The sequence below is a fragment of the Halomonas sp. NCCP-2165 genome (genome assembly GCF_023708045.1).
Lineage (GTDB): Bacteria > Pseudomonadota > Gammaproteobacteria > Pseudomonadales > Halomonadaceae > Bisbaumannia > Bisbaumannia pacifica.
The window spans coordinates 16,720-39,367 of sequence record NZ_BRCY01000004.1; the positions used below are offsets into that span (position 1 = coordinate 16,720).

At 67.3% G+C, this 22,648-nt stretch carries 20 protein-coding genes; 10 read left to right on the forward strand and 10 right to left on the reverse strand.

Translation table 11 applies throughout. The features are described from left to right. The first annotated feature begins 104 nt into the window (after positions 1-104). The gene (locus NFU04_RS02945) at positions 105-686 is read left to right on the forward strand and encodes a glycine zipper 2TM domain-containing protein (protein ID WP_251308031.1); all 582 of its coding nucleotides are present in this window, start codon (positions 105-107) and stop codon (positions 684-686) included. 96 nt (positions 687-782) lie between these two features. Here NFU04_RS02945 and NFU04_RS02950 read toward each other — a convergent pair whose 3' ends face one another. Together NFU04_RS02950 and NFU04_RS02955 are read right to left on the reverse strand one after the other, a co-directional pair. Continuing rightward, on the reverse strand, positions 783-2,699 hold the full coding sequence (locus NFU04_RS02950; protein WP_251308032.1) for a Na+/H+ antiporter NhaC family protein: 1,917 nt from the start codon (positions 2,697-2,699) through the stop codon (positions 783-785). Positions 2,700-2,951: 252 nt separating this feature from the next. Beyond that, positions 2,952-4,328 (reverse strand): glutamine synthetase family protein, encoded by a 1,377-nt coding sequence (locus tag NFU04_RS02955; protein ID WP_251308033.1) that lies wholly within the window; start codon positions 4,326-4,328, stop codon positions 2,952-2,954. Between the two features lie 249 nt (positions 4,329-4,577). On the opposite strand from NFU04_RS02955, the gene NFU04_RS02960 reads away from it, so the two are divergent. The 3 genes from NFU04_RS02960 to NFU04_RS02970 are packed head-to-tail and all read left to right on the forward strand — an operon-like array spanning position 4,578 to position 8,272. Continuing rightward, positions 4,578-5,366, forward strand: a complete 789-nt coding sequence (locus tag NFU04_RS02960; protein ID WP_251308034.1) for a gamma-glutamyl-gamma-aminobutyrate hydrolase family protein — start codon at positions 4,578-4,580, stop codon at positions 5,364-5,366. Positions 5,367-5,390: 24 nt separating this feature from the next. Further along, complete coding sequence (locus NFU04_RS02965) at positions 5,391-6,767, forward strand: aspartate aminotransferase family protein (RefSeq protein WP_251308035.1); 1,377 nt, start codon at positions 5,391-5,393, stop codon at positions 6,765-6,767. Further along, positions 6,764-8,272: an aldehyde dehydrogenase gene (locus NFU04_RS02970; RefSeq protein WP_251308036.1), complete on the forward strand. Its 1,509-nt coding sequence runs from the start codon at positions 6,764-6,766 to the stop codon at positions 8,270-8,272. The genes NFU04_RS02965 and NFU04_RS02970 overlap by 4 nt, the downstream gene beginning before the upstream one ends. 166 nt (positions 8,273-8,438) lie before the next feature. Here the strand turns inward: NFU04_RS02970 and NFU04_RS02975 are convergent, their stop codons facing one another. The 3 genes from NFU04_RS02975 to NFU04_RS02985 are packed head-to-tail and all read right to left on the reverse strand — an operon-like array spanning position 8,439 to position 12,147. Next, entirely contained in the window at positions 8,439-9,545 is a 1,107-nt protein-coding gene (locus NFU04_RS02975) for a mandelate racemase/muconate lactonizing enzyme family protein (RefSeq protein WP_251308037.1), read from the reverse strand. A gap of 13 nt (positions 9,546-9,558) precedes the next feature. Then, positions 9,559-10,983, reverse strand: coding sequence for a YfcC family protein (locus NFU04_RS02980; RefSeq protein ID WP_251308038.1), 1,425 nt, complete (start codon positions 10,981-10,983; stop codon positions 9,559-9,561). A 15-nt stretch (positions 10,984-10,998) separates the two neighbouring features. Beyond that, positions 10,999-12,147, reverse strand: coding sequence for a M20 metallopeptidase family protein (locus NFU04_RS02985; protein ID WP_251308039.1), 1,149 nt, complete (start codon positions 12,145-12,147; stop codon positions 10,999-11,001). Between the two features lie 194 nt (positions 12,148-12,341). On the opposite strand from NFU04_RS02985, the gene NFU04_RS02990 reads away from it, so the two are divergent. Next, complete coding sequence (locus tag NFU04_RS02990) at positions 12,342-13,259, forward strand: LysR family transcriptional regulator (protein ID WP_251308040.1); 918 nt, start codon at positions 12,342-12,344, stop codon at positions 13,257-13,259. Between the two features lie 210 nt (positions 13,260-13,469). Here the strand turns inward: NFU04_RS02990 and NFU04_RS02995 are convergent, their stop codons facing one another. The 5 genes from NFU04_RS02995 to gatC all read right to left on the reverse strand — a co-directional run bounded on the left by NFU04_RS02995 (position 13,470) and on the right by gatC (position 17,875). Continuing rightward, on the reverse strand, positions 13,470-13,772 hold the full coding sequence (locus tag NFU04_RS02995; protein WP_285835107.1) for a 2-hydroxymuconate tautomerase: 303 nt from the start codon (positions 13,770-13,772) through the stop codon (positions 13,470-13,472). A gap of 253 nt (positions 13,773-14,025) precedes the next feature. Continuing rightward, on the reverse strand, positions 14,026-14,577 hold the full coding sequence (locus tag NFU04_RS03000; protein ID WP_251308042.1) for a cupin domain-containing protein: 552 nt from the start codon (positions 14,575-14,577) through the stop codon (positions 14,026-14,028). A gap of 51 nt (positions 14,578-14,628) precedes the next feature. Beyond that, positions 14,629-16,083, reverse strand: a complete 1,455-nt coding sequence (gene gatB, locus NFU04_RS03005; RefSeq protein WP_251308169.1) for an Asp-tRNA(Asn)/Glu-tRNA(Gln) amidotransferase subunit GatB — start codon at positions 16,081-16,083, stop codon at positions 14,629-14,631. Next, positions 16,083-17,543, reverse strand: coding sequence for an Asp-tRNA(Asn)/Glu-tRNA(Gln) amidotransferase subunit GatA (gene gatA / locus NFU04_RS03010; RefSeq protein ID WP_251308043.1), 1,461 nt, complete (start codon positions 17,541-17,543; stop codon positions 16,083-16,085). Before gatA ends, gatB begins: the two co-directional genes overlap by 1 nt. Positions 17,544-17,587: 44 nt before the next feature. Next, positions 17,588-17,875 carry an Asp-tRNA(Asn)/Glu-tRNA(Gln) amidotransferase subunit GatC gene (gatC, locus tag NFU04_RS03015; RefSeq protein ID WP_146802342.1) on the reverse strand — a complete coding sequence of 96 codons (288 nt, stop codon included), beginning with the start codon at positions 17,873-17,875 and terminating at the stop codon, positions 17,588-17,590. Between the two features lie 202 nt (positions 17,876-18,077). On the opposite strand from gatC, the gene NFU04_RS03020 reads away from it, so the two are divergent. The 5 genes from NFU04_RS03020 to rng all read left to right on the forward strand — a co-directional run bounded on the left by NFU04_RS03020 (position 18,078) and on the right by rng (position 22,637). Next, positions 18,078-19,115 (forward strand): rod shape-determining protein, encoded by a 1,038-nt coding sequence (locus NFU04_RS03020; RefSeq protein ID WP_146802341.1) that lies wholly within the window; start codon positions 18,078-18,080, stop codon positions 19,113-19,115. A gap of 76 nt (positions 19,116-19,191) precedes the next feature. Continuing rightward, on the forward strand, positions 19,192-20,043 hold the full coding sequence (gene mreC, locus NFU04_RS03025; protein WP_251308170.1) for a rod shape-determining protein MreC: 852 nt from the start codon (positions 19,192-19,194) through the stop codon (positions 20,041-20,043). Then, entirely contained in the window at positions 20,043-20,531 is a 489-nt protein-coding gene (gene mreD, locus NFU04_RS03030) for a rod shape-determining protein MreD (RefSeq protein WP_251308044.1), read from the forward strand. Before mreC ends, mreD begins: the two co-directional genes overlap by 1 nt. A 12-nt stretch (positions 20,532-20,543) precedes the next feature. Beyond that, on the forward strand, positions 20,544-21,143 hold the full coding sequence (locus tag NFU04_RS03035; protein ID WP_251308045.1) for a Maf family protein: 600 nt from the start codon (positions 20,544-20,546) through the stop codon (positions 21,141-21,143). A 30-nt stretch (positions 21,144-21,173) separates the two neighbouring features. Beyond that, positions 21,174-22,637 carry a ribonuclease G gene (gene rng, locus NFU04_RS03040; protein WP_251308046.1) on the forward strand — a complete coding sequence of 488 codons (1,464 nt, stop codon included), beginning with the start codon at positions 21,174-21,176 and terminating at the stop codon, positions 22,635-22,637. The last annotated feature ends 11 nt before the right edge of the window (positions 22,638-22,648 follow it).

A 22,648-nucleotide genomic window follows, 5' to 3' on the forward strand; every position in this document is an offset into this window, starting at 1 on the left:
AGTCTTGTAGTGATTGCCGATGGGGCGGCCGGATGCCGACTCGTCGGCGCCGAGTGATCCATGGAGCCGGCGCCTCGCCACCCGTTGTGAATCGAGGAGGCGTCATGAGTAAAGCCATTATCGTCGGAACCAGTCTGGCGGTCCTGGGCCTGGGTGGCCTGGCCCTGGGGGCCTATCAGGGCCAGCAGTTCGCCGGTGAGCCGGCGGCGGAGGTGCCCGAACCGGTCTATGCCGAGGTGCTGGGGGTGGAGCCCGCGGTGCGCCGCAGCGAGGTGCCGCGGGAGGTCTGCGAAGAGGTAGTGACCTACCATCAGGCGCCGACCCGGGACCCCAACCGCATCGTGGGTACCGCCGCCGGGGCCATCGTCGGCGGCCTGCTGGGCAACCAGGTAGGCGGCGGCAACGGTCGCAAGCTGGCCACCCTGGCCGGCGCCGTGGGCGGCGGCCTGGCCGGTCGCGAGGTGCAGGAGCGTGTCGAGGCCAATCAGGTGCAGGCGGTCACCGAACGGCAGTGTCATACCGTTACCGAGACCCATGAGGAGCATCTGGGCTATAACGTCACCTACCGCCTGGATGACGAGGTGCGCACCCGGCGCCTGGATAACCCGCCCCGGGCGGAGCGCCTGCCGGTGGTGGATGGTCGGGTACAGTGGCAGGCCGCGGTGGTCGCCGAGGGCGATGCCTAAGCGACTCGGCTGGCCAGGCCGAGGGCCTGTCTCCCGTCCTAAAACGCCAAGGGGGCCGCAATCGCGGCCCCCTTGGCGTTTTCGGCTGGGATGTCGTTACTTGGCGAGGGCAGGGTTCGCCTCGACGATGCCGTCCTCGGCGCGCTTGCCGAGCAGGCGCAGGGCCAGGGCCAGCACCCCCAGGCCGATCGCCAGGCCCAGCCACCAGCTCAGGCCATGGCCTACCCCTACGCTACCGAACAGCAGTGCCACCACGCCCACCAGCAGCGCATAGGGCAGCTGGGTGCGCACATGCTCGATCAGGTCGCAGCCGCTGGCCATGGCCGCCAGCAGGGTGGACTCGGCCAGCGGCGAGCAGTGGTCGCCCCAGACCGCACCGGCCAGGACCCCGGCCACCGAGGCGTAGAGCAGCGGCATGCCTTCGGCGGTGCCCGCCAGGCCGTGCAGGTCGAGGATCGCCCAGGCCAGGGGAATGGTCAGCGGCATCATGATCCCCATCACGCCCCAGGAGGAGCCGGTGGCGAAGGCGGTGAAGGCGGCCAGGGTGAAGATGGCGGCCGGCAGCCACTGCGGCGAGAGCGCCTGACCGAGGGTGGCGATCAGGAAGTCGCTGGTGCCCAGGGCATCGTTCACGTTGGCCAGGGCCCAGGCCATCATCAGGATGGTCAGGGGCAGCAGCATCGACTTGACCCCCTCGAACCAGTAGTGGGTGGTCTCGCTCATGCTCATCAGGCGCTGGCCCAGGGTCATCACCACGGCGGTGATACAGGCGGCCAGCGAGCCCCACATCATGGCGGAGAAGGCGTCGCCCTCGCCGAAGGTGTCCCAGATGCTGTGATCGCCCGGGCCCAGGGCTTCGGCGCCGGTGGTGATGATGCCGCCGATGGTAAAGGCCACCAGCACCAGCATGGGAATCACCGCATTGAGGGCGCGCAGGGCGATGCCCGGCTTGGTCTCGATCTCGGCCTCTTCCACCACCGCTTCCCGGGGCGTCACCGGCGAGCGGCTGGCGTCTCCGCCCAGGGCGCGGCGCTCGGCGCCGAGCATGGGGCCGAAGTCGCGGCGGCTCCATACCAGCAGGAAGACGAAGGCCACCGCCAGGAAGGGGTAGAAGTTATAGGGCAGGGACTTGATAAAGACGGTGTAGGCGGACTCGCTCCAGCCGTCGATCTCGCTCATGGCCTGCTGGATCAGGCCGACCTGGAAGCCGATCCAGGTGGTGACCAGCATCACCGCGGAGACCGGCGCCGCGGTGCAGTCGACGATATAGGCCAGCTTGGCCCGGGAGATGCGCAGCTTGTCGCAGATATTGCGCATGGTGTTGCCGACGATCAGGGCGTTGGCGTAGTCGTCGAAGAAGATCGCCAGCCCCAGCAGGCCGGTGGTGGTCTGGGCCTGGCGGCGGTTGCGGATATAACGGGTGATCCGCATGGCGATGCCTTGAGTGCCGCCGTTGCGGGAGATGATCCCCACCATGCCGCCGATCAGCAAGCAGAAGAGCACCACCGCCATGTGTTCGCTGTCGCTGGCGGCCTCCAGCAGGTGCACGCTGACCGTCTCGTTGAAGGCGGTGAACAGCGCCGCGGCGCTCATGCCGTGGTAGATCCAGCCCCCCAGCAGGATCCCCAGGAAGAGTGCCACGATCACCTGGCGGAAGATCAGCGCGATACCGATGGCGGTCAGTGCCGGAACCAGGGAGAGCCAGGCGGGAATGGCCGAGAGCGTTTGGCGCTCGAGCAGCTGGCCCTGGGCGTCGAAGAGCTCCAGGACGCCGGTCCCTTCGCCGAGGCTGGCCTCGGCGAGCCACTGGCCCGCCTCGCCTTCGACCAGCGTCAGCGGCTGGCCATCCAGGGTCAGGCGGTGGCCGGCATCGGCACCGACCTCGATCTCGAAGCCCACGCCCTGGAGAATCAGGCCGGGAGTTGACAGGCGTTCATCGGCCAGCAGAGGGCCGGCGGCCATCAGCAGCAAGAGCAGCAGGCCGGTCAGCCAGAGTCGTTTGGGGGTTTCCATAGGAGCTTGCCTCTTTGTTGTGGCGGTCGTTGGGGTGGGCAAATCCGGCCCGCCGGCTCGCGTCGCGAGCCGGAGATTCCGTGTTTATCGTTGTGGCGGTCGTTGTTGCTGTCGTCAGGGCGGCGGAACTGGGGGCAGGTCGTAGCAAAGCGTCTTTTTCAGGGATGAAAAAGTCGAGCGCCCAGGGATGGGTTCACAGCGTCTTTGCGTAGTGCCTGCCACCAGGTCAGCCTGCCGCCATAGGCTGGGCGATCAGACGTGGCGGAGATACCAGTCATATTCGAGCTGGCTCACCGCCTGCATGGCCTGGGCCCGCTCGGCGCGGCGATTGGCCACGAAGACGTGGATAAAGTCGCGGCCCAGGGCCTCGCCCAGCACTTCGTCCGCCTCCAGCAGGTCCAGGGCCTGCTGCCAGCTATTGGTCAGGCTGTCCTCCACCTGGTCGTAGGCGTTGCCGGTGATCGCCGGCGGCGGGGTCAGCTCGCGAGTCAGGCCGTCATGCAGGGAGGCCAGCAGGGTGGCCAGCAGCAGGTAGGGATTGACGTCCGCGCCGGCCACCCGGTGCTCGATGCGGCGTGCCACCCGAGGCCCGGAGGGCACGCGCAGGGCCACCGAGCGGTTGTCGAAGCCCCAGGTGGGGGCCATGGGCACATAGAGCCCCGGCTGCAGGCGGCGGAAGGAGTTGAGGTTGGGGGCGAACAGCGCCATGGAGCTGGGCATGTGCTCCAGCAACCCGGCCACCGCCTGGTTGAGGCGGGGGCTGCCGAGGACATCGTCGCCGGTCTCGCTGAAGACGTTGTTGCCCTCGGCGTCGAGCAGGCTGATATGCACATGGGTGCCGTTGCCGGCCTCCTGGCCGTAGGGCTTGGCCATGAAGGTGGCCTCGAAGCCATGCTTGAGGGCCACGCCCTTGATCAGTCGCTTGAGCAGCACGGCGCTGTCGCAGGCCTGGATGGCATCGGCGCAGTGGATCAGATTGATCTCGAACTGCCCCGGGGCACACTCCTTGAGGGCAGTGTCCAGGGGCAGGCCCTGGGTCTCGGCGGCGGCCTGGATCTCCTCCAGGAAGTCGGCGTACTCGTCCAGCTCCAGCATCGAGTAGAGCTGGCTCTGGGTGGCCCGCTCGCCGCTGCCCGGGGAGCGCGGCGGCTGGATCAGCCCCGCCTCGGTCCGCTGGCGGTCCACCAGGTAGAACTCCAGCTCCAGGGCCACCACCGGGGTCAGGCCCTGGGCGGTCAAGCGTCCCAGAACCCGGGAAAGCACCTGGCGGGGGTCGGCGAAGAAGGGCGACTCGTCGGACTCCACCATGGTCATCAACAGTTGACCCTGGCGACCATCGCGCAGCCAGGGCACCGGCATCAGGCTGCCGGGAATCGGCCGACAGAGACGGTCGCTGTCACCGATGGCCAGGCCCAGGCCGGTCTCTTCGATGGTGTTGCCGTTGATATCCAGGGCGAAGACCGAGGCGGGCAGGGCGATGCCGCTGTCATAGGCCTTGGTCAGGTTTTCCCGGGGGATGCGCTTGCCGCGGATGACGCCATTGAGGTCGCTGATCAGCAGGTCGAAGCTGTCGATCTCCGGGTGGCGGTCGAGAAAGGCCTGGACGTCATCGGTGGGAGTGGAAGACATGGCGCTCACCTATGGGGCTTATGGTCGTTGTAGATGACCTTTATCCTTTCTTGGTGGGTGGGTGTTGTCAAATCCTTTACGTTTTTTCGGTTCTTAGACTTTTGGATGAAGCGGGGTTTGCTCTTTTAAAAACAATAAGTTGGATTTTTGCTTCTGGTTTTTTTGGCGAGGGTGCTTGGAAAGATAAATCAACGGCGGTATGTTGAGTAAACCATAACAACGCCCGAGCGATCCTGCGAGGAGCCAGCCATGACGACACGACCCCTGGTGGGGGTGATCGCCTGCCGCCGTGAGGTGGAGGGGCACGCCGCCCAGATGGTGACCGACAAGTACCTGAGTGCCCTGCGAGAGTATGGGCTCAATCCGGTGATCCTGCCGGTGTGGAGCGATCAGGAAAATGATCGCGACCTGGCCCGGGAGCTGCTCTCCCGGGTCGATGGGCTGCTGCTCACTGGCAGCTACACCAACGTAGAGCCCCATCGCTACGGCGCCGAGCGCGCCCCTCAGAATACCCGCGACGACCGCCACCGCGATGCCGCCGCCCTGACCTGGATTCATGAGGCCCTGGCCCTGGAGCTTCCGCTGCTGGGCATCTGCCGCGGCTTCCAGGAGCTCAACGTGGCCTTCGGCGGTAGCCTGCATCAGGCGGTGCAGGAGGTGCCCGGGATGCTCGATCACCGCGAGCCCAGCGGTGCCGACAAGGCCGCCCAGTATGCCCCGGTGCATGACCTGGAGCTGCGCGCCGATGGCGCCCTGGCGCGTCTGCTCGGCGACACCCGCTCGCGGGTCAACTCCCTGCATCAGCAGGGCGTCGATCGCCTGGGCGAAGGCTTGGTCGCCGAGGGCTGGGCCCCGGACGGCCTGATCGAGGCGGTCTCGGTGGCGAATGCCGCCAGCTTCGCCCTGGCGGTGCAGTGGCACCCGGAGTGGCAGCCCCGCGAGCATGCCCTCCACGATGCCCTGTTCCGTGGCTTCTCCGCCGCCTGCGCCGCCCACCGGGGCGTCGCTTCCACCTCTTCCCCCACTCAGCCGGCCTAAGGGCCCTTCCTGGAGAGCTTATCCATGACGACTCGTGACTATCAGGCCCTGGATCGTGCCCATCACCTGCACCCCTTCACCGACTTCAAGGCGCTGGGGGAAGAGGGTAGCCGGATCATCGAGCGCGCCGAAGGCGTCTATATCTATGACAGCGAGGGCAACCGCATCCTCGACGGCATGGCCGGCCTGTGGTGCGTCAACCTGGGCTATGGCCGCCAGGAACTGGTGGAGGCGGCCAGCGCTCAGCTGACCCAGCTGCCCTACTACAACAACTTCTTCAAGACCACCCATCCGCCCGCGGTGAAGCTGGCCGAGAAGCTGGTGCAACTGGCGCCGGAGCATATCAGTCATGTCTTCTTCACCGGCTCCGGCTCCGAGTCCAACGACACCGTGCTGCGCATGGTGCGCCGCTACTGGGCCCTCAAGGGGAAGCCGGAGAAGCAGTGGATCATCGGTCGCGAGAACGGCTACCACGGCTCTACCCTGGCCGGCATGAGCCTCGGCGGCATGGATGCCATGCATGGTCAGGGCGGTCCCTGCGTGCCGAACATCGCGCATATTCGCCAGCCCTACTGGTTCGGCGAGGGTCGCGATCAGAGCCCCGAGGCCTTCGGCCGCGAGTGCGCCGCGGCGCTGGAGGCGAAGATCCTCGAGCTCGGCGAGGAGAACGTGGGGGCCTTTATCGCCGAGCCGGTGCAGGGCGCCGGTGGCGCCATCATGCCGCCGGAGAGCTACTGGCCGGCGGTCAAGGAAGTGTTGGCCAAGTACGATATCCTGCTGGTCGCCGACGAGGTGATCTGCGGTTTCGGGCGCCTGGGCGAGTGGTTCGGCAGCGTTCACTATGACCTCAAGCCCGACCTGATGCCCATCGCCAAGGGCCTCTCCTCCGGTTACCTGCCCATCGGCGGGGTGCTGGTGGGAGAGCGGGTGGCCAATACCCTGATCGAGGAGGGCGGCGAGTTCTTCCACGGCTTCACCTACTCCGGTCACCCCACCTGTGCCGCCGTGGCGCTGAAGAACCTGGAGCTGATGGAGGCCGAGGGCGTGGTGGAACGGGTCCGCGACGACCTCGGTCCCTACCTGGCCAAGCGCTGGAGCGAGCTGGCCGAGCATCCGCTGGTGGGCCAGGCCCGCTCCCTGGGGCTGATGGGGGCCCTGGAACTGATCGACCCGGCCACCGGCGAGCGCTTCGACAAGGCCCTGGGCGCCGGCCCCCTGTGCCGCGACTTCTGCTTCGATAGCGGCCTGGTGATGCGTTCGGTGGGTGATACCATGGTCATGTCACCGCCCCTGGTGATCAGCCACGCCGAAATCGACGAACTGGTGAGTAAGGCTCGAGCGGCCCTGGACGCCACCGCGGCGCGCCTGGCCCGGGCCCCACAGCCGGAGGAGACCGCATGACCGCAAGCCAACGCCCCCAGAGCCGTGCCGACTGGCAGGCCCTGGCCGAGCGCCTGATCCCGAGCCTGGAGACCCGCGCCTTTATCGACGACGCCTTCGTCGATGCCGTCGACGGCGCGACCCTGGCGACCCTCAACCCGGCCACCGGCGAGACCCTGGCGCATGTCGCCAGCTGCGACGCCGCCGATGCCGAGCGGGCCGTGGCCGCGGCCCGGGCCGCCCATGCCCGGGGTGACTGGGCGCGGTTGGCGCCGGCCAAGCGCAAGCAGACGCTGCTGCGCCTCGCCGAGCTGATGGAGGCCCACAAGGACGAGCTGGCGCTGCTCGATACCCTGGACATGGGCAAGCCGGTCTCCAGCTCGCTGGGCGATATGGCCGGTGCCATCGGCACCGTCCGCCATCAGGCGGAATCCATCGACAAGGTCTACGGCGAGGTGGCCCCCACCGGCGACGACAGCCTGGGCCTGGTGCTGCGCGAGCCCCTGGGCGTGGTGGCCTCCATCGTGCCCTGGAACTTCCCGCTGATGATGACCGCCTGGAAGATCGCCCCGGCGCTGGCCGCCGGCAACTGCGTGATCCTGAAGCCCTCGGAGAAGTCGCCGCTGTCGGCGCTGCGCCTGGCCCAGTTGGCCAAGGAGGCGGGCCTGCCGCGGGGCGTCTTCCAGGTGCTGCCCGGTTACGGCCACACCGTGGGCAAGGCCCTGGCGCTGTCCATGGAGGTCGACTGCCTGGCCTTCACCGGCTCCACCCAGGTGGGCAAGCAGCTGATGCAGTACGCCGGTCAGTCCAACCTCAAGCGGGTCTACCTGGAGTGCGGCGGCAAGTCCCCCAACCTGGTCTTCGCCGACTGCAAGGACCTGGATAAGGTGGCCCAGCACGCCGCCGCGGCGATCTTCCATAACCAGGGCGAGGTGTGCATCGCCGGCTCGCGCCTGCTGGTGGAGAACTCGATCCGTGAGGCCTTCGTCGACAAGGTGGTCGAGGCCGCCAAGGGCATGCAGCCCGGCGACCCGCTGGATCCCGCGAGCTTTATGGGCGCCATGGTCGACGAGACCCAGTATCGCCGGGTGCTCGACTATATCGCCAAGGGCGCCGAGGAGGGCGCGACACTGCGCGCCGGCGGCCAGGCCCTCGACGGGGCTGGCTACTTTATCCCGCCCACCGTCTTCGACGGCGTGACCCCGGCCATGACCATCGGTCGCGAGGAGATCTTCGGCCCGGTGCTGTCGGTGTTCGGCTTCGACAGCGAGGACGAGGCGGTGGCCATGGCCAACGACAGCGACTACGGCCTGGCCGCGGGGCTGTGGAGCCAGGACATCGACCGCGTCATGCGCGTCTCGCGCAAGCTCCACTCCGGCCAGGTGTTCGTCAACAACTGGGCCGGTGGCGACCAGACGGTGCCCTTCGGCGGCGTCAAGCAGTCCGGCAACGGCCGCGACAAGTCCCACCATAGCCTGGCGGAGTACACCGAACTGAAGACGGTGTGGATGTCCCTGGAGGGATAAGTCCACACACAACGAGCGATGCACTGATAGACGGATGTCTGCCTCTATCGGTTTGCCGGCCTCTACGGGGCCGGCTTTTTTGTGGGGCGGGATCGGGACCGGTCACCCAGAAACGCCTCGGGCCCGGCATTGGCCGGGCCCGAAACCTGTCCTCGAGTTTGCTGGCTCAGTCGATGCGCTCCTCGAAGACGCTGAGCTCGCGCACCCGGTCGCCGTCGACCCGGATGCCGAGCCCCGGTGAGTCGTCCAGGGGGATATGGGTGCCGTCCCCCGGCATCTCGGCCACGTCGCTCGAGAGCATCTCGGGGCCGACCAGGTCGTTGGCAATGATGTTGGGATGGGCGATAGCCAGGTGGGCGCCGGCCAGGGTGGCGATGGAGGATTCCACCATCGAGCCCACCTGGCAGGGGATGTCGGCCGCCATGCCCAGGTCGGCCATGGCGCGGGCGGCATGCAGGCCGGCGGATTTCATCAGCTTGATGTTGACCATGTCGGCCGCCTCGAGGCGGATGACCCGGAGCATGTCGCGGAGCCCGTGGATCGGCTCGTCGGCCATGATCACCGCCTCCGTGGCCCGGGTCACCCGGGCCAAGGCCTCGAGGTTCTCGATGAACACCGGTTGTTCGTACCACTCCACCCGGTAGGGGGCGGCCCGGCGGATCACCTCCAGTGCCTGCTTGGCGCTCCAGCCCTGGTTGGCATCCACTCTCAGGGCCATGCCGGGCGGCAGCGCCTCCCGCACCCGGGCGATGCGTTCGACGTCGGCGTCCGGCGCATCGCCGAGCTTGATCTTGATCGAGCGGAAGCCTTGTCGGCACGCCTCGTCGGCCTGGCGTGCCATCTCCTCCGGCGACAGCATGCTGATCACGCTGGGGAGTTCGAGGCGTTCATGGCAGCGGCCGCCGAGCAGGGAGTAGAGCGGTCGCCGGCACTGCCGGGCCAGCAGGTCATGCAGGGCGATATCCAGGGCCGCCTTGGCGGAGGGGTTGTGCCGCAGGCGCGCCTCGGCGGCATGATGGAAGGCGCCGATATCGTCGGCGGACTTGCCGATCAGCAGGGGGGCCAGTTCCCTGGCGATGACGTCGCGTGCCGCTTGCCAGGTCTCGCCGGAGACATGCTGGTCGACCACGGCCTCGCCCCAGCCGATATCGCCACGGGTCGACTCGATGCTGACCACCAGGCTCTCGATTTCCTCGTAGCTGTCGTAGGCGATCTTGAAGGGTCGCTTGAGGGGCAGGCGGATGCCGTGCAGGGTAATGCGCTTGATCGTCATGGGAGGATTCCTTTCAGGTCCAGGAGAGCAGGTGAGCCAGGGTGATCATGCCGCCCGCCAGCACCAACTGGGTGAGGGCCAGGGGCGCTATCCACTTGATCCATTTGCTCCAGGACACCCCGGCCACGGCCAGGCCGGCCATGAAGTAGCCCGAGGTGGGGGTGATGATATTGGAGATGCCGTCGCCGAACTGGAAGGCGAGCACCGCGGTCTGGCGGGTCACGCCCACCAGGTCGGCCAAGGGCACCATGAGGGGCATGGTCAGGGCCGCCTGTCCGCTGCCGGAGGGCACCAGGAAGTTCAGCAGCAGCTGCACCAGGAACATGCCGATGGCGGTCAGTACCGCCGGCATGCCGCTCAGTAGCCCTTCGAGCCGATACAGGATGGTATCGAGAATGCTGCCATCCTTGAGCACGATCAGGATGCCATAGGCGAACCCCACCACCAGGGCGCCCATGGCGATCTCCTTGAAGCCGTTGACGAAATGCTCGGCGATTTCGTTGGGCCCCATGCGGGCCAGGGCGCCCACCAGGATCCCCATCAGCAGGAAGACGCCCGACATCTCGCCGATGTACCAGCCATGGCGAATAACGCCATAGGCGATGCCGGCGATGGCCCCGACGAAGGCCGACAGCACCAGCTTGTCCGACAGGCTCAGTCGCTGCTGTCCCTGCAGGGGGGCGGGGTTGCCGAATTGTCGGCGGTCGCTGTGGTAGGTAAGGCTGCGCTCGGGCTGTGCCTTGACCCTGGCCGCATAGCGCGTCACGAAGGCGATGCTGACGCCGACGAAGAGCGTCCAGTAGCAGGCGCGCAGCGTCATGCCGGAGAAGAGCGGCAGCTGGGCAATATCCTGGGCCACGCCGACGGTGAAGGGGTTCATAAAGGCCGCCGAGAAGCCGGCACCGGCGCCGACCAGGGGGACGGCGGCGGCGGTGATGGAGTCATAGCCCAGCAGGCGCAGCATCGGCGCCAGGATAATGATGAAGGCAATGGTCTCCTCGGCCAGGCCGAAGGTGGCGCCGCCGGCGGCGAATAGCAGCATCAGCAGGGGGATCAGGGCGATGTCGCGCCCGGAGAGGGCCTGACTGAGGCTGGCCACGAGGGTCTGCAGCACGCCCGTGGCCTTGAGCACGCCGAAGGCGCCGCCGGAGATAAAGATGAAAAAGATGATGCTGCTGCCTTCCCGCATGCCCTCGAAGACGGCCATGAAGGGCGTCAGCCAGCCGGCCGGGTCGGTCTCCACCGGGGCGTAGCTGCCCGGCACGACGACGGTCCGACCCTGCTCGGTGGTGGTGCGCTCATAGCTGCCCGCATCGACCAGGTAGGTCGAGAGCGCGGCGATGCAGATAAAGGTGAACAACACCACGAAGATATGTGGGAACTTCAGGGGTCGCGGTGATGGCGTTTCGAGTGTCGTTGTTGTGTCGAAATCGTTCATGCCAGGCCTCAGGGTCTAGTGGTTGTTATCGAGGAAGCGCCGAGCCACGCCGGCGAGGAAATCGCTGCCCGCCTCCAGAATGTCGTCGTTGAAGTCGTAGTCCGGCTGATGCAGCGCGGACCCCTTGCCGTTGCCGATCCAGCCATAGGCGCCGGGCACGGCCTCGAGGAGGAAGCCCATGTCATCGGCACCCATGCTGATGGGGTGGGAGACCAGTCGATCTCGGCCCCAGCGCGCCTCGATCACCTCCCGGCACAGCCTGGTGCAGGCGGCGTCGTTGACCACCGCGGGCGTCGAGGGCACATAGTTCAGTGTCACGTCGCAGCCGCTGGCACGGGCGATGCCCTCGGCGACCTCGCGAATCCGCGTTTCGAGCCGGCGGCGAACGTCCGGCTTGAAGCAGCGGGCCGTGCCCTTGAGCCGCACCGTGGCGGGAATGATGTTGCTGGCATGCCCGCCCTGCAGGCTGCCCAGGCTGACCACGGCGATGTCCTCGGGGTCGACATTGCGGCTGACGATCTGCTGCGCCGCGGTGACGAAGAGCCCGGCGGCGACGACCGGATCGGTGGTCAGATGCGGCATGGCCCCATGTCCGCCCTCGGAGTGGAAGCTCAGCTCGAAATCATCGCTGGAGGCCATGTGCGGGGTGTCATGGATGACGAAGGCACCCGCTTCCACCCCCGGCCAGTTGTGCAGGCCGAAGACGGCCTGGATGGGGAAGCGCTCGAGGAGTCCGTCCTCGATCATCGCCGGGGCGCCGGTGCCCAGCTCTTCGGCGGGCTGGAAGATCAGAACGACCCGCCCGCGTGCCGGGCGCGTCTGGATCAGGTCCAGGGCCGCGCCCATCAGCATGGCGGTATGGCCATCATGCCCGCAGGCATGCATGACATTGTCATGGGTCGAGCAGTGTGCCAGCCCGGTGGCTTCCTGCAGGGGCAGGGCGTCGATGTCGGCCCTCAGGCCGACGGACGGGCCGGGCTGCTGTCCGTGGATCACGGCCACGATACCATGGCCGCCGATCCCCTCATGCACTTCGTCGACGCCGATATCGCGCAGCAGGGTGGCGACGCGCCCTGCCGTCTGGTGTTCCTCGCAGGAGAGTTCGGGGTAGCGGTGCAGCTCCCGTCGAAAGGCGATCATTCGTTGTGCATCACGCGCTTGCATCGCATTGTCCTGTGCTTGTTCTGGTCGGGAGTCAGGCGGAAGTGGTGTCGCCGACGCCTGTGAAGCGTCCATCCACCGCCCTGGGATAAGCGATTTCCAGTATGCTCAGGCCGCTGAGGAGAGAAAAAATACTTCTTTCCTATGCGGTCATGCTTTTTTGGTATGCTGCCCGGTCCGAGCGCCGAGGCAGGTCCATGGATATCAAGAAACTGAAGTACTTTCTCGCCGTGGTGGAGGCCGGTTCCATCACCGCGGCGGCCAGGCGGATTCCGGTCGCCCAGCCCGCCCTGACGCGACAGATCCGCCTGCTCGAGGAGCGGGTCGGGGCCCGGCTCTTCGAGCGCGATCGCAAGGGGGTGTCGCTGACGCGCGCCGGCCGGTTCCTCTACGACCACGGACGCCGACTGGTGGCCGAACTGGACAGCGTGGCCAAGAAGACCCGGGCCATCTCGGATGGCTACAGCGATAGCCTGGCGATCGGCATCACCACCATTCACCCCTATATTCCGAGCATCTCGAGCCTGATCAGCCGTTTCCGGGCGCAGCATCCGAGCATTCGGCTGACCCTGGAATCGATGCTGTCTGGCCCGCAGAGGCAGGCGATTCTCGACGGCGGCATCGATGCCGGCATCCTGTTCACCGAGCGGGAAGAGGATCCCCGGTTGGCCCGCCTGCCGATCGCCAGTTACCGCATGGCGGTCATCGTCAGCCGCCGCCATCCCCTCACGGAGGCGTCACCGACTTCGCTGCGAGCCTTCGCCGAGGCGCCTTTCATTCGCTTCAGCCGCGACTCGACGCCGGGCAGCTACGACAGGGTCGATCGATGCTTCCGGCGGGCGGGCATCGTGCCCAATACCGTTCAGGAGTGTCATGACGACATCACCATCCGCAGCCTGGTGGCCACGGGCATGGGGTATGCCATCATGCCGAGCATCATGGTGCGGGGGGAGAGCGACCTGGTGGCCTACGAGCTGGAGGATCTGCCGATCACCTCGCAGCTGATGCTGGCCTGGCGCAAGGAGAGTGATTCGCAGGCCGTCGATGCGTTGTGCCGCATGCTCGATGCCCCGGGCGATATCATGGCGACGCCGCCGGAGGATCGCCGGGCTTAGTCCCCGTCGGAACGTGCTCCTGTCGCTGGTTTGGCGTGGCCGGGAGCCCGTCACGACGGGCGATGCGGTTCAGCGGAGAGAGGGGGGCGCCGGCAGGGCGGCTGCCTTGCCGGGCAAGGTGTCGGGCAAGGTGTCGGGGAGGGTGTTGGGGCGGGGGCGAGCCGGCCTCCATCGAAGGGGCGCCCCCAGAGCTGGTCGCGCGGCGTTAGATCAGGAGGCGGTCTCCTTGGCGGCGCGGCGCTTGGCTACCGACTCCCCGGCCACGCCGAAGTGCTGGGTGGAGACATCGGAGAGCAGGATGCGCACGCTCTCCGGGGTGCAGTCGATGGAGGCCACGCAGGCCTCGGTGACCTTCTCGATCAGCGCCTCCTTCTGGGCGTCGCTGCGGCCTTCGATCAGTTGGATATTGACGATGGGCATGCTCGGAATCCTTTTGTGGAAATAGTTTTCACAAATATGATTCCAGCTTCGTCGATGGCTGTCAAAGGCGGGGGAAGGAGAAAGGTGAGGCATGGCGAAGGCGCCATAAAAAACGGTTCATCGCACTCTGGCGTGAACATCACGGTGGGAGCGCAGATTCTGCGCGATATCGCCCGAAGGGCGATCCTGGCAAGCATCAGGGCGCCTGACGGCGCCAATCGTCCGGAATCCGGACTCCCACAGTAGCCAGTCTGAGATCTGTTATATCGTGGCTTCACGCTGATCTGCGAAGAACCTAAAAAAACCGGCGCGGGGCGCCGGCGGGAGTCGTGGGTGAGACGCCGAGCTAGAATGCCTTGGCGGGGGTGCAGCAGCTGACCAGGCGGCAGGGCGTCTTGCCGGCGTTGCGGAAGCGGTGGGGCACATTGGTATCGAAGTAGTAGGCCTCGCCGGTGCCCAGTATCCGGGTCTCGGCGCCGATGGTGATCTCGATCTCGCCCTCCAGTACCACCCCGGCTTCCTCGCCCTGGTGGGCGATCATCTCGCGCCCGGTATCGGTGCCCGGGGGGTAGGTCTCGATCATAAAGGAGAGCGCCCGGGCCTCGCGGTTGGCCCCCACCAGCTTGAAGATCACCTCGCCGCTGCCCATGTCGGCCAGCTCGTCGGCGGAGTAGAAGACCTGGTCGCGGCTCTCCAGGTCCATGGTGAAGAAGTCGCCGACGCCGATGGGAATGGCGTCGAGGATCTTCTTCAGGGAGCTCACCGAGGGGCTCACCTTGCCCTGTTCGATCAACGACAGGCTGGAGTGGGTGACCCCACAGCGCTTGGCCAGCTCGCGCTGGGAGATGCCCCTGAGGTTGCGCAAGGCACGCAGTCGCGCGCCGACATCATCTGCCATGGGTCGTCCTCTGAAATCGAAGGGGCGGGCCGGGCGGCCCGCCTCCGCTGCTCAGCACAGGGCGTCGAGCTTTTCCTTGAGCAGGGCGTTGACCTGCTGGGGGTTGGCGGTGCCCCGGGAAGCCTTCATCACCTGGCCGACGAAGTAGCCGATCATCTTGCCGCGCTTGTCCGGCTCGGCGTCGCGATACTGGGCCACCTGGGCGGGACTGTCGGCGATGACCTGGTCGATCATCGCCTCGATGGCGCCGCTGTCGGTGACCTGCTTGAGGCCCTTGGCCTCGATCAGCGCATCGGCACTGTCACCTTCCCCATGCCATAGCGCCTGGAAGACCTGCTTGGCGGCCTTGCCATTGATGGTGTCGTCGAGCACCCGGGCGATCAGCTGGCCCAGTTGGGCGGCACTGACCGGGCTGTCCTCGATGGCCAGGCCCTCGCGGTTCAAGGCGCCGGCGAGCTCGCCCATCACCCAGTTGGCGGCCTGCTTGGCGTCGCCGCAGGCGTCCTTCACCGCCTCGAAGTAGTCGGCCATGGCGCGACTCGCCGAGAGCACCCCGGCGTCGTAGGCGGAGAGGCCGAGCTCGCCCTGGAAGCGCGCGCGCTTCTCGTCGGGCAGCTCCGGCAGGTTGTCGCGCAGGTGGTCGACATAGGCCTGGTCGAGCACCACCGGCAGCAGGTCCGGGCAGGGGAAGTAACGGTAGTCGTTGGCCTCCTCCTTGGTGCGCATGCCGCGGGTCTCGTCCCGCTCCGGGTCGTAGAGGCGGGTCTCCTGGACCACCCGGCCGCCGTCCTCGATCAGCTCGATCTGGCGCTCCACCTCATAGGCGATGGCCCGCTCCACGAAGCGGAAGGAGTTGACGTTCTTGATCTCGGCGCGGGTGCCGAACTCCGCCTGGCCCTTGGGGCGCACCGAGACGTTGACGTCGCAGCGCATCGAGCCCTCGGCCATATTGCCGTCACTGATGCCGAGATAGGTGACGATGGAGTGAATGGCCTTCAGGTAGGCGGCCGCTTCCTTCGCCGAGCGCATGTCCGGCTCGGAGACGATCTCCAGCAGCGGCGTGCCGGCCCGGTTGAGGTCGATGCCGGTCATGCCGTGGAAGTCCTCGTGGAGCGACTTGCCGGCGTCCTCCTCCAGGTGGGCATGATGCACGCGGATACGCTTGGTGCCGCCGTTGTCCAGGGCGATCTCCACCTCGCCGGCGCCGACGATGGGGTGATACATCTGGCTGGTCTGGTAGCCCTTGGGCAGGTCCGGGTAGAAGTAGTTCTTGCGGTCGAACACCGAGACCTCGGGGATCTCGGCATGGATCGCCAGGCCGAACTGCACCGCCATGGCCACCGCCTGCTCGTTCAGTACCGGCAGCACCCCGGGCAGGCCCAGGTCCACGGCGCAGGCCTGGGTGTTGGGCTCGGCGCCGAAGGCGGTGGAGGCGCCGGAGAAGATCTTCGACTTGGTGGCCAGCTGAACGTGGACCTCCAGGCCGATCACGGTCTCCCATTCCATCATGCGGTCTCCTTGGCGAAATCGGGGCGGCGCAGGTGCCAGTCGCTGGCCTGCTGGAACTGGTGGGCCACGTTGAGCAGCTGGGCCTCGGCGAAGTGGCTGCCGAGGATCTGCAGGCCGATGGGACGCTTGCCGACGAAGCCCGCCGGTACGCTGATGCCGGGGATGCCCGCCAGGTTGATGGCGATGGTGTAGATGTCCTGCAGGTACATGGAGACCGGGTCCTTGTTGGCGCCCAGGTCGAAGGCCGGGGTGGGGGAGGCCGGCCCCATCAGCACGTCGACTTCCTCGAAGGCGTCGAGGAAGTCCTGGCGGATCAGCCGGCGCACCTGCTGGGCCTTGGTGTAGTAGGCGTCGAAGAAGCCCTCGGAGAGGGTGTGGGTGCCGATCAGGATGCGCCGCTTGACCTCCTCGCCGAAGCCCTCGGCGCGGGAGCGCTTGTAGAGGTCGATCAGGTCGGTCGGATCCTCGCAACGATGGCCGAAGCGCACGCCGTCGAAACGCGACAGGTTGGAGGAGGCCTCCGCCGGGGCGATGACATAGTAGGCGGGGATCGCCAGGTGGGTATGCGGCAGGCTCACCTCGCGGACCGTGGCGCCCAGGGACTCGTAGACCTTGATGGCCGCCTGGACCGCCTCGGCCACCGCCGGGTCGAGGCCCTCGCCGAAATACTCCCTGGGCAGGCCGATCTTCAGCCCCGACAGGGAGTCGTCGAGGGTGGCGGTGTAATCCGGCACGCCCCGGGCCACGCTGGTGGAGTCGCGCACGTCGTGACCGGCGATGGCGCCTAGCAGCAGGGCGCAGTCTTCGGCGGTGCGAGCCATGGGACCGGCCTGATCCAGGCTCGAGGCGTAGGCGATCATGCCGTAGCGGGAGACCCGGCCATAGGTGGGTTTCAGACCGGTGATACCGCAGAAGGCCGCCGGCTGGCGGATCGAGCCACCGGTATCGGTGCCCAGCGCCGCCGGCACCAGGCCCGCGGCCACCGCGGCGGCGCTGCCGCCGGAGGAGCCGCCGGGTACGGCGCCGAGGTCCCAGGGGTTCTTCACCGGGCCATAGAAGCTGTTCTCGTTGGAGGAGCCCATGGCGAACTCGTCCATATTGGTCTTGCCGAGGCTCACCGTGCCGGCGGCCTGGAGCTTCTCCACCAGGGTGGCGTCGTAGGGCGCCTCGAAATTGTCGAGCATCTTCGAGCCGCAGGAGGTCTTGACCCCCCGGGTACAGAAGATGTCCTTGAGGGCCAGGGGCAGGCCGGTGAGCGGGCCCGCCTCGCCGCGGCCGCGGGCGGCATCGGCGGCGTCGGCGGCGGCCAGCGCCTGGTCGGCGGTGACGCTGATAAAGCTGTTGAGCTCGCCGTCGAGGCGATCGATGCGCCCGAGCAGCGCCTGGGTCAGCTCGCGGCTTGAGAACTCGCCGGCCTCCAGGGAGGCGGCCAGTTCGCGGAGGGTCTTGTCATGCATCGGGTGAGTGTCTCCGGGTCGGGACGGGATAACGTCGGGCGTGATCACTCGACCACGCGGGGCACCAGGTAGAGGCCGTTCTCCACCGCCGGGGCGCAGCGCTGGAAGGTCTCGCGCTGGTCGGCTTCGGTGACCTCGTCGGCGCGCAGGCGCTGGGTGGCGTCCAGGGGGTGGGCCAGGGGGGCGACCCCCGTGGTGTCGATGCCCTGGAGCTGGTCGACCATCGCCAGGATATTGCTCAGGTCGTCCAGGTAGCGGTCGGCGTCCGCGTCATCCAGCGCCAGGCGTGCCAGATGCGCCGCGCGCTGCACATGGGTCTGTTCAAGCGCCATGATCGGAATTCCTTAACAGGATGAACATCGACCGACAGGCTGCCATGGGGGAGCGCCCATCGGTGCGGGGAAAATAACGCCAAAAGGTACCATATCTTGGCCGTGCTGGCAGGCGTTGTCGCTTGCCGCTTCCGGGTGGCGATGATACCGTTTGCCTCCGCACAGGGTTCCGGTTCCGGTCTGCACTAGGTGAAAGACTTTCATGTTTAAACGTTTAAGGGGGTTGTTCTCCAGCGATCTGTCCATCGACCTGGGAACGGCCAATACGCTGATCTATGTCCGTGGACGGGGCATCGTGCTGGATGAACCGTCGGTGGTGGCGATTCGCCAGGCCGGCAATATGCGCAGCGTGGCTGCGGTGGGCTCGGATGCCAAGCGCATGCTGGGTCGCACCCCGGGCAATATCACCGCCATCCGGCCGATGAAGGATGGCGTGATCGCCGACTTCACCGTGACCGAGCAGATGCTGCAGCACTTTATCCGCAAGGTGCATCAGAGCACCTTCCTGACCCCCAGCCCGCGGGTGCTGGTCTGCGTGCCCTGCATGTCGACCCAGGTCGAGCGTCGCGCCATCAAGGAGTCCGCCGAGGGCGCCGGGGCGCGCGAGGTGTTCCTGATCGAGGAACCCATGGCGGCGGCCATCGGCGCCGGCCTGCCGGTGGAAGAAGCCCAGGGCTCCATGGTGGTGGATATCGGCGGCGGCACCAGCGAGATCGCCATCATCTCGCTCAACGGCGTGGTCTACTCCGAGTCGATCCGCGTCGGTGGCGACCGCTTCGACGAGGCGATCATCGCCTATGTGCGTCGCCACTACGGTAGCCTGATCGGCGAGGCCACCGCCGAGCGTATCAAGCAGGAGATCGGCTGTGCCTACCCCGGCGGCGAGCTGCGCGAGATCGACGTGCGCGGCCGCAACCTGGCCGAGGGCATTCCGCGCAGCTTCACCCTCAATTCCCACGAGATCCTCGAGGCCCTGCAGGAGACCCTCTCTTCCATCGTCACCGCGGTGAAGAGCGCCCTGGAGCAGTCGCCCCCGGAGCTGGCCTCGGATATCGCCGAGCGTGGCCTGGTGCTGACCGGCGGTGGCGCCCTGCTGCGCGATCTGGACAAGCTGATTTCGGAAGAGACCGGCCTGCCGGTGATCGTCGCCGAGGACCCGCTGACCTGCGTGGCCCGGGGCGGCGGCAAGGCGCTGGAGATGATCGACCAGCACACCTTCGAGCTGCTGTCCAGCGACTGAGACTGGGGCCGGGCTGACTTCGGGGAGAGCGCCTATCAAACCCTTGTTCTCACACGGCGCGGTGCCCGGCTATCGCATGCTGCTGTGTGCGATAGTCGCCTTCGGCCTGATGTTCGCGGAACACCGCTTCACGCGCATGGACGAGCTGCGCGCCCAGCTCTCTACCCTGGTGGCGCCCGTGCAGTGGGTGGTCAGCCTGCCCAGCGAGGTGCTGACCTGGGGGGCGCTGGCGCTCTCCGACCAGCGCGCCCTGGTCGAGGAGAATCGCCGCCTGCGCGAGCAGTTGCTGACCCTCTCCCAGCGCGCCCAGCAGACCGCCCATCTCACCGCCGAAAACGTGCGCCTGCGCGAGCTGCTGCGGGCGGCGCGGCGGGACGAGATGCCCTATATCACCGCCGAACTGCTCTCCCTGGATTCCGACCCCTTCACCCATCAGATGGTGATCGACCGCGGTCGCCGCGACGGCGCCTACGTGGGTCAGCCGGTGATGGACGCCTCGGGGCTGGTGGGGCAGGTCACCGCGGTCTCCGCCTTCTCCAGCCGGGTGCTGATGATCAACGACGCCAGCCATGCCCTGCCGGTGCAGGTGACCCGCAATGGCCTGCGCTTCGTGGTCCAGGGCAGCGGTCACTACGAGCGGCTCAATGTCATGCATGTGCCGGATACCGCCGATATCCGCGTCGGTGACCGGTTGCTCACCTCGGGGCTGGCGGGGCGCTTCCCGCAGGGCTATCCGGTGGGCCGGGTGGTCTCGGTGGAGCACGACCCCGGCGAGCCCTTCGCCCGGGTCACCGCCGAGCCGGCGGCGCAGTTGCAGCGCTCCCGCCACTTCCTGCTGCTGTTTCCGCCGCCGGAGCCGCGGCCCGGGGAGGCGCTCTGGGATGAGTCCTTTTCCGTCGTCGAACCGCCACAGGAGCTGCAACGCTGATGGGTGCCCTGGGAATCCGTGGTCTCTTGCTGGTGTGGAGCAGCCTGCTGCTGGCCCTGTGCCTGCAGGTGATGCCGCTGCCCGATGGCTGGCTGATCTGGCGTCCCGACTGGCTGGGCCTGATGCTGGCCTACTGGTGCGTCGCCGCGCCGCATCGCGTGGGGGTGCTGCACGGTTTCGTGCTGGGCCTGCTGCTGGACCTGATCGAGGGGGCGCCGCTCGGGCACAATGCCCTGGTGTTCTCGCTGCTGGCCTTCCTCTGTGCCCTGGTCTATCAGCGCATGCGCGCCTACTCCCTGGTGCAGCAGGCGGTACTGGTCTTCGTCCTGTTGGGGCTGACACAGCTGGTGCGGCAATGGCTCACCACCCTGTTCGGCCCCTTCTCCATCCACCTGGCGTTTCTGCTGTCGTCGCTGATCGGCGCCCTGCTGTGGCCCTGGCTCTTCACCATGCTGCAGGCGCTGCGGCGGCGCTTCGCCCTCGGCTGAACGGGAGCCCTTATGGCAGTTTCCCTGATGCTCGCCTCGGCCTCGCCGCGGCGCCGCGACCTCCTGGCCTCCATCGGCGTCGCGCCGCTGGTGCGCCCGGTGCATATAGACGAGACCCCGGCCCCCGACGAGGCGCCGCTGGCCTATGTGACTCGCCTGGCCCGGGAGAAGGCCCTGGCCGGCGCCGCGGCGGCCGCCCCGGATCAGGCGGTGCTGGGCGCCGATACCGTGGTGGTGCTGGGCGAGCGGATCCTCGGCAAGCCCCGGGACAGGGCGGACGGCCTGGCCATGCTGGCGGCGCTGTCCGGCGGCGAGCATCGGGTGATTACCGCGGTGGCGGTGACCGGCCCCGCGGGCCTGCTGGAGGCCGCCGTCACCACCCGGGTCGGAATGCGCGAGATCTCCCCGGCCGAGGCCGAGGCCTACTGGGCCTCCGGCGAGCCCGCCGACAAGGCCGGCGGCTATGCCGTCCAGGGGCTGGCGGCGATCTTCGTCAGTCGCCTGGCGGGCAGTTACTCTGCCGTGGTGGGGCTGCCGCTGTTCGAGACCGCCGAGCTGCTGCGCCGCCAGGGCCTCCCCCTGTGGTCGGGGGGCTTGCCGCCTATGGCATAATGCCCCCATGCCAATGACAAGGAATCCCGCATGAGTGGTGAAGTACTGATCAACCTGACGCCCATGGAGACCCGCGTGGCGGTGGTCGAGAACGGCGTCCTCCAGGAAGCCTTTATCGAACGCTCCCGGCGGCGCGGCATCGTCGGCAACATCTACAAGGGCAAGGTGGTCAGGGTGCTGCCGGGCATGCAGGCGGCCTTCGTCGATATCGGCCTGGAGCGGGCCGCCTTTATTCATGCCCATGAGGTGATGGCGGCCCATACCCCCGCCGAGGAACAGGCCACCATCAGTCAGTTGCTCCACGAGGGGCAGTCGCTGGTGGTGCAGGTCACCAAGGACCCCATCGGCACCAAGGGAGCACGGCTCACCACCCACCTCTCGGTGCCCTCCCGCTACCTGGTGTATATGCCCGAGGCGCCCCATAACGGCGTCTCCCAGCGGATCGAGGACGAGGGCGAGCGGGAGCGCCTGCGTCAGCTGGTGGAGACCTGTCAGGCGCGCCAGGAGCTGGACGTGGCCGGCGGCTTCATCATTCGCACCGCCGCCGAGGGGGTCAGCGAGGACGAGCTCTTTGCCGACATGCATTTCCTGCTGCGGCTATGGCGCAAGGTCAGCGAGCGCAAGGTGACCGCCGGCGTGCCCAGCGTGATCTACGACGACCTGCCGCTGTTTATCCGCACCCTGCGCGACCAGATGCGCGATGACATCGAGAAGGTGCGCATCGACTCCCGGGAGAATTACCTCAAGCTCAAGGAGTTCGCCGAGGAGTTCATGCCCGACGCGGTGGAGCGCATCGAATATTATCCCGGCGAGCGACCCATCTTCGACCTCTACAGCGTCGAGGACGAGATCCACAAGGCGCTCGGCCGCAAGGTGCAGCTCAAGTCCGGCGGCTACCTGGTGATCGACCCCACCGAGGCGATGACCACCATCGACGTCAATACCGGCGGCTATGTGGGGCACCGCAATCTCGAAGAGACCATCTTCAAGACCAACCTGGAGGCGGCCACCGCCATCGCCCGCCAGCTGCGGCTGCGCAACCTGGGCGGCATCATCATCATCGACTTCATCGACATGGAAGATGCCGAGCATCAGCGCCAGGTGCTGCGGGTGCTGGAGAAGGCCCTGGAGCGGGATCACGCCAAGACCAAGTGCACCGGGGTCACCGAGCTGGGGCTGGTGCAGCTGACTCGCAAGCGCACCCGGGAGAGCCTGGAGCAGACCCTCTGCGAGGCCTGCCCCACCTGCGCGGGGCGCGGCACCCTCAAGACCCCGGAGACCGTCTGCTACGAGATCTTCCGCGAGATCCTCCGCGAGGAGCGCGCCTATGCCCCGGAGACCTATTCGGTACTCGCCTCCCAGGCGGTGGTGGATCGCCTGCTCGACGAGGAGTCGGCGGCGGTGGCGGACCTGGAGGCCTTTATCGGCAAGACCATTCGTTTCCAGGTGGAAGGGCACTATTCCCAGGAGCAGTACGATATCGTGCTGATGTGAGCGATCCCCCG

Excerpts from the sequence above, each read along its gene's own strand:
- NFU04_RS02965 (WP_251308035.1), top strand. The coding sequence starts at position 5,391 with ATGACGACTCGTGACTATCAGGCCCTGGATCGTGCCCATCACCTGCAC.
- gatC (WP_146802342.1), bottom strand. The coding sequence starts at position 17,875 with ATGGCGCTTGAACAGACCCATGTGCAGCGCGCGGCGCATCTGGCACGC.
- NFU04_RS02960 (WP_251308034.1), top strand. The coding sequence starts at position 4,578 with ATGACGACACGACCCCTGGTGGGGGTGATCGCCTGCCGCCGTGAGGTG.
- NFU04_RS02955 (WP_251308033.1), bottom strand. The coding sequence starts at position 4,328 with ATGTCTTCCACTCCCACCGATGACGTCCAGGCCTTTCTCGACCGCCAC.
- NFU04_RS02950 (WP_251308032.1), bottom strand. The coding sequence starts at position 2,699 with ATGGAAACCCCCAAACGACTCTGGCTGACCGGCCTGCTGCTCTTGCTG.
- NFU04_RS02980 (WP_251308038.1), bottom strand. The coding sequence starts at position 10,983 with ATGAACGATTTCGACACAACAACGACACTCGAAACGCCATCACCGCGA.
- mreD (WP_251308044.1), top strand. The coding sequence starts at position 20,043 with ATGGGTGCCCTGGGAATCCGTGGTCTCTTGCTGGTGTGGAGCAGCCTG.
- NFU04_RS02975 (WP_251308037.1), bottom strand. The coding sequence starts at position 9,545 with ATGACGATCAAGCGCATTACCCTGCACGGCATCCGCCTGCCCCTCAAG.
- NFU04_RS03020 (WP_146802341.1), top strand. The coding sequence starts at position 18,078 with ATGTTTAAACGTTTAAGGGGGTTGTTCTCCAGCGATCTGTCCATCGAC.
- mreC (WP_251308170.1), top strand. The coding sequence starts at position 19,192 with ATGCTGCTGTGTGCGATAGTCGCCTTCGGCCTGATGTTCGCGGAACAC.
- gatB (WP_251308169.1), bottom strand. The coding sequence starts at position 16,083 with ATGGAATGGGAGACCGTGATCGGCCTGGAGGTCCACGTTCAGCTGGCC.
- rng (WP_251308046.1), top strand. The coding sequence starts at position 21,174 with ATGAGTGGTGAAGTACTGATCAACCTGACGCCCATGGAGACCCGCGTG.
- NFU04_RS02945 (WP_251308031.1), top strand. The coding sequence starts at position 105 with ATGAGTAAAGCCATTATCGTCGGAACCAGTCTGGCGGTCCTGGGCCTG.
- NFU04_RS03035 (WP_251308045.1), top strand. The coding sequence starts at position 20,544 with ATGGCAGTTTCCCTGATGCTCGCCTCGGCCTCGCCGCGGCGCCGCGAC.
- NFU04_RS03000 (WP_251308042.1), bottom strand. The coding sequence starts at position 14,577 with ATGGCAGATGATGTCGGCGCGCGACTGCGTGCCTTGCGCAACCTCAGG.
- NFU04_RS02995 (WP_285835107.1), bottom strand. The coding sequence starts at position 13,772 with ATGCCTCACCTTTCTCCTTCCCCCGCCTTTGACAGCCATCGACGAAGC.
- NFU04_RS02970 (WP_251308036.1), top strand. The coding sequence starts at position 6,764 with ATGACCGCAAGCCAACGCCCCCAGAGCCGTGCCGACTGGCAGGCCCTG.
- gatA (WP_251308043.1), bottom strand. The coding sequence starts at position 17,543 with ATGCATGACAAGACCCTCCGCGAACTGGCCGCCTCCCTGGAGGCCGGC.
- NFU04_RS02985 (WP_251308039.1), bottom strand. The coding sequence starts at position 12,147 with ATGCAAGCGCGTGATGCACAACGAATGATCGCCTTTCGACGGGAGCTG.
- NFU04_RS02990 (WP_251308040.1), top strand. The coding sequence starts at position 12,342 with ATGGATATCAAGAAACTGAAGTACTTTCTCGCCGTGGTGGAGGCCGGT.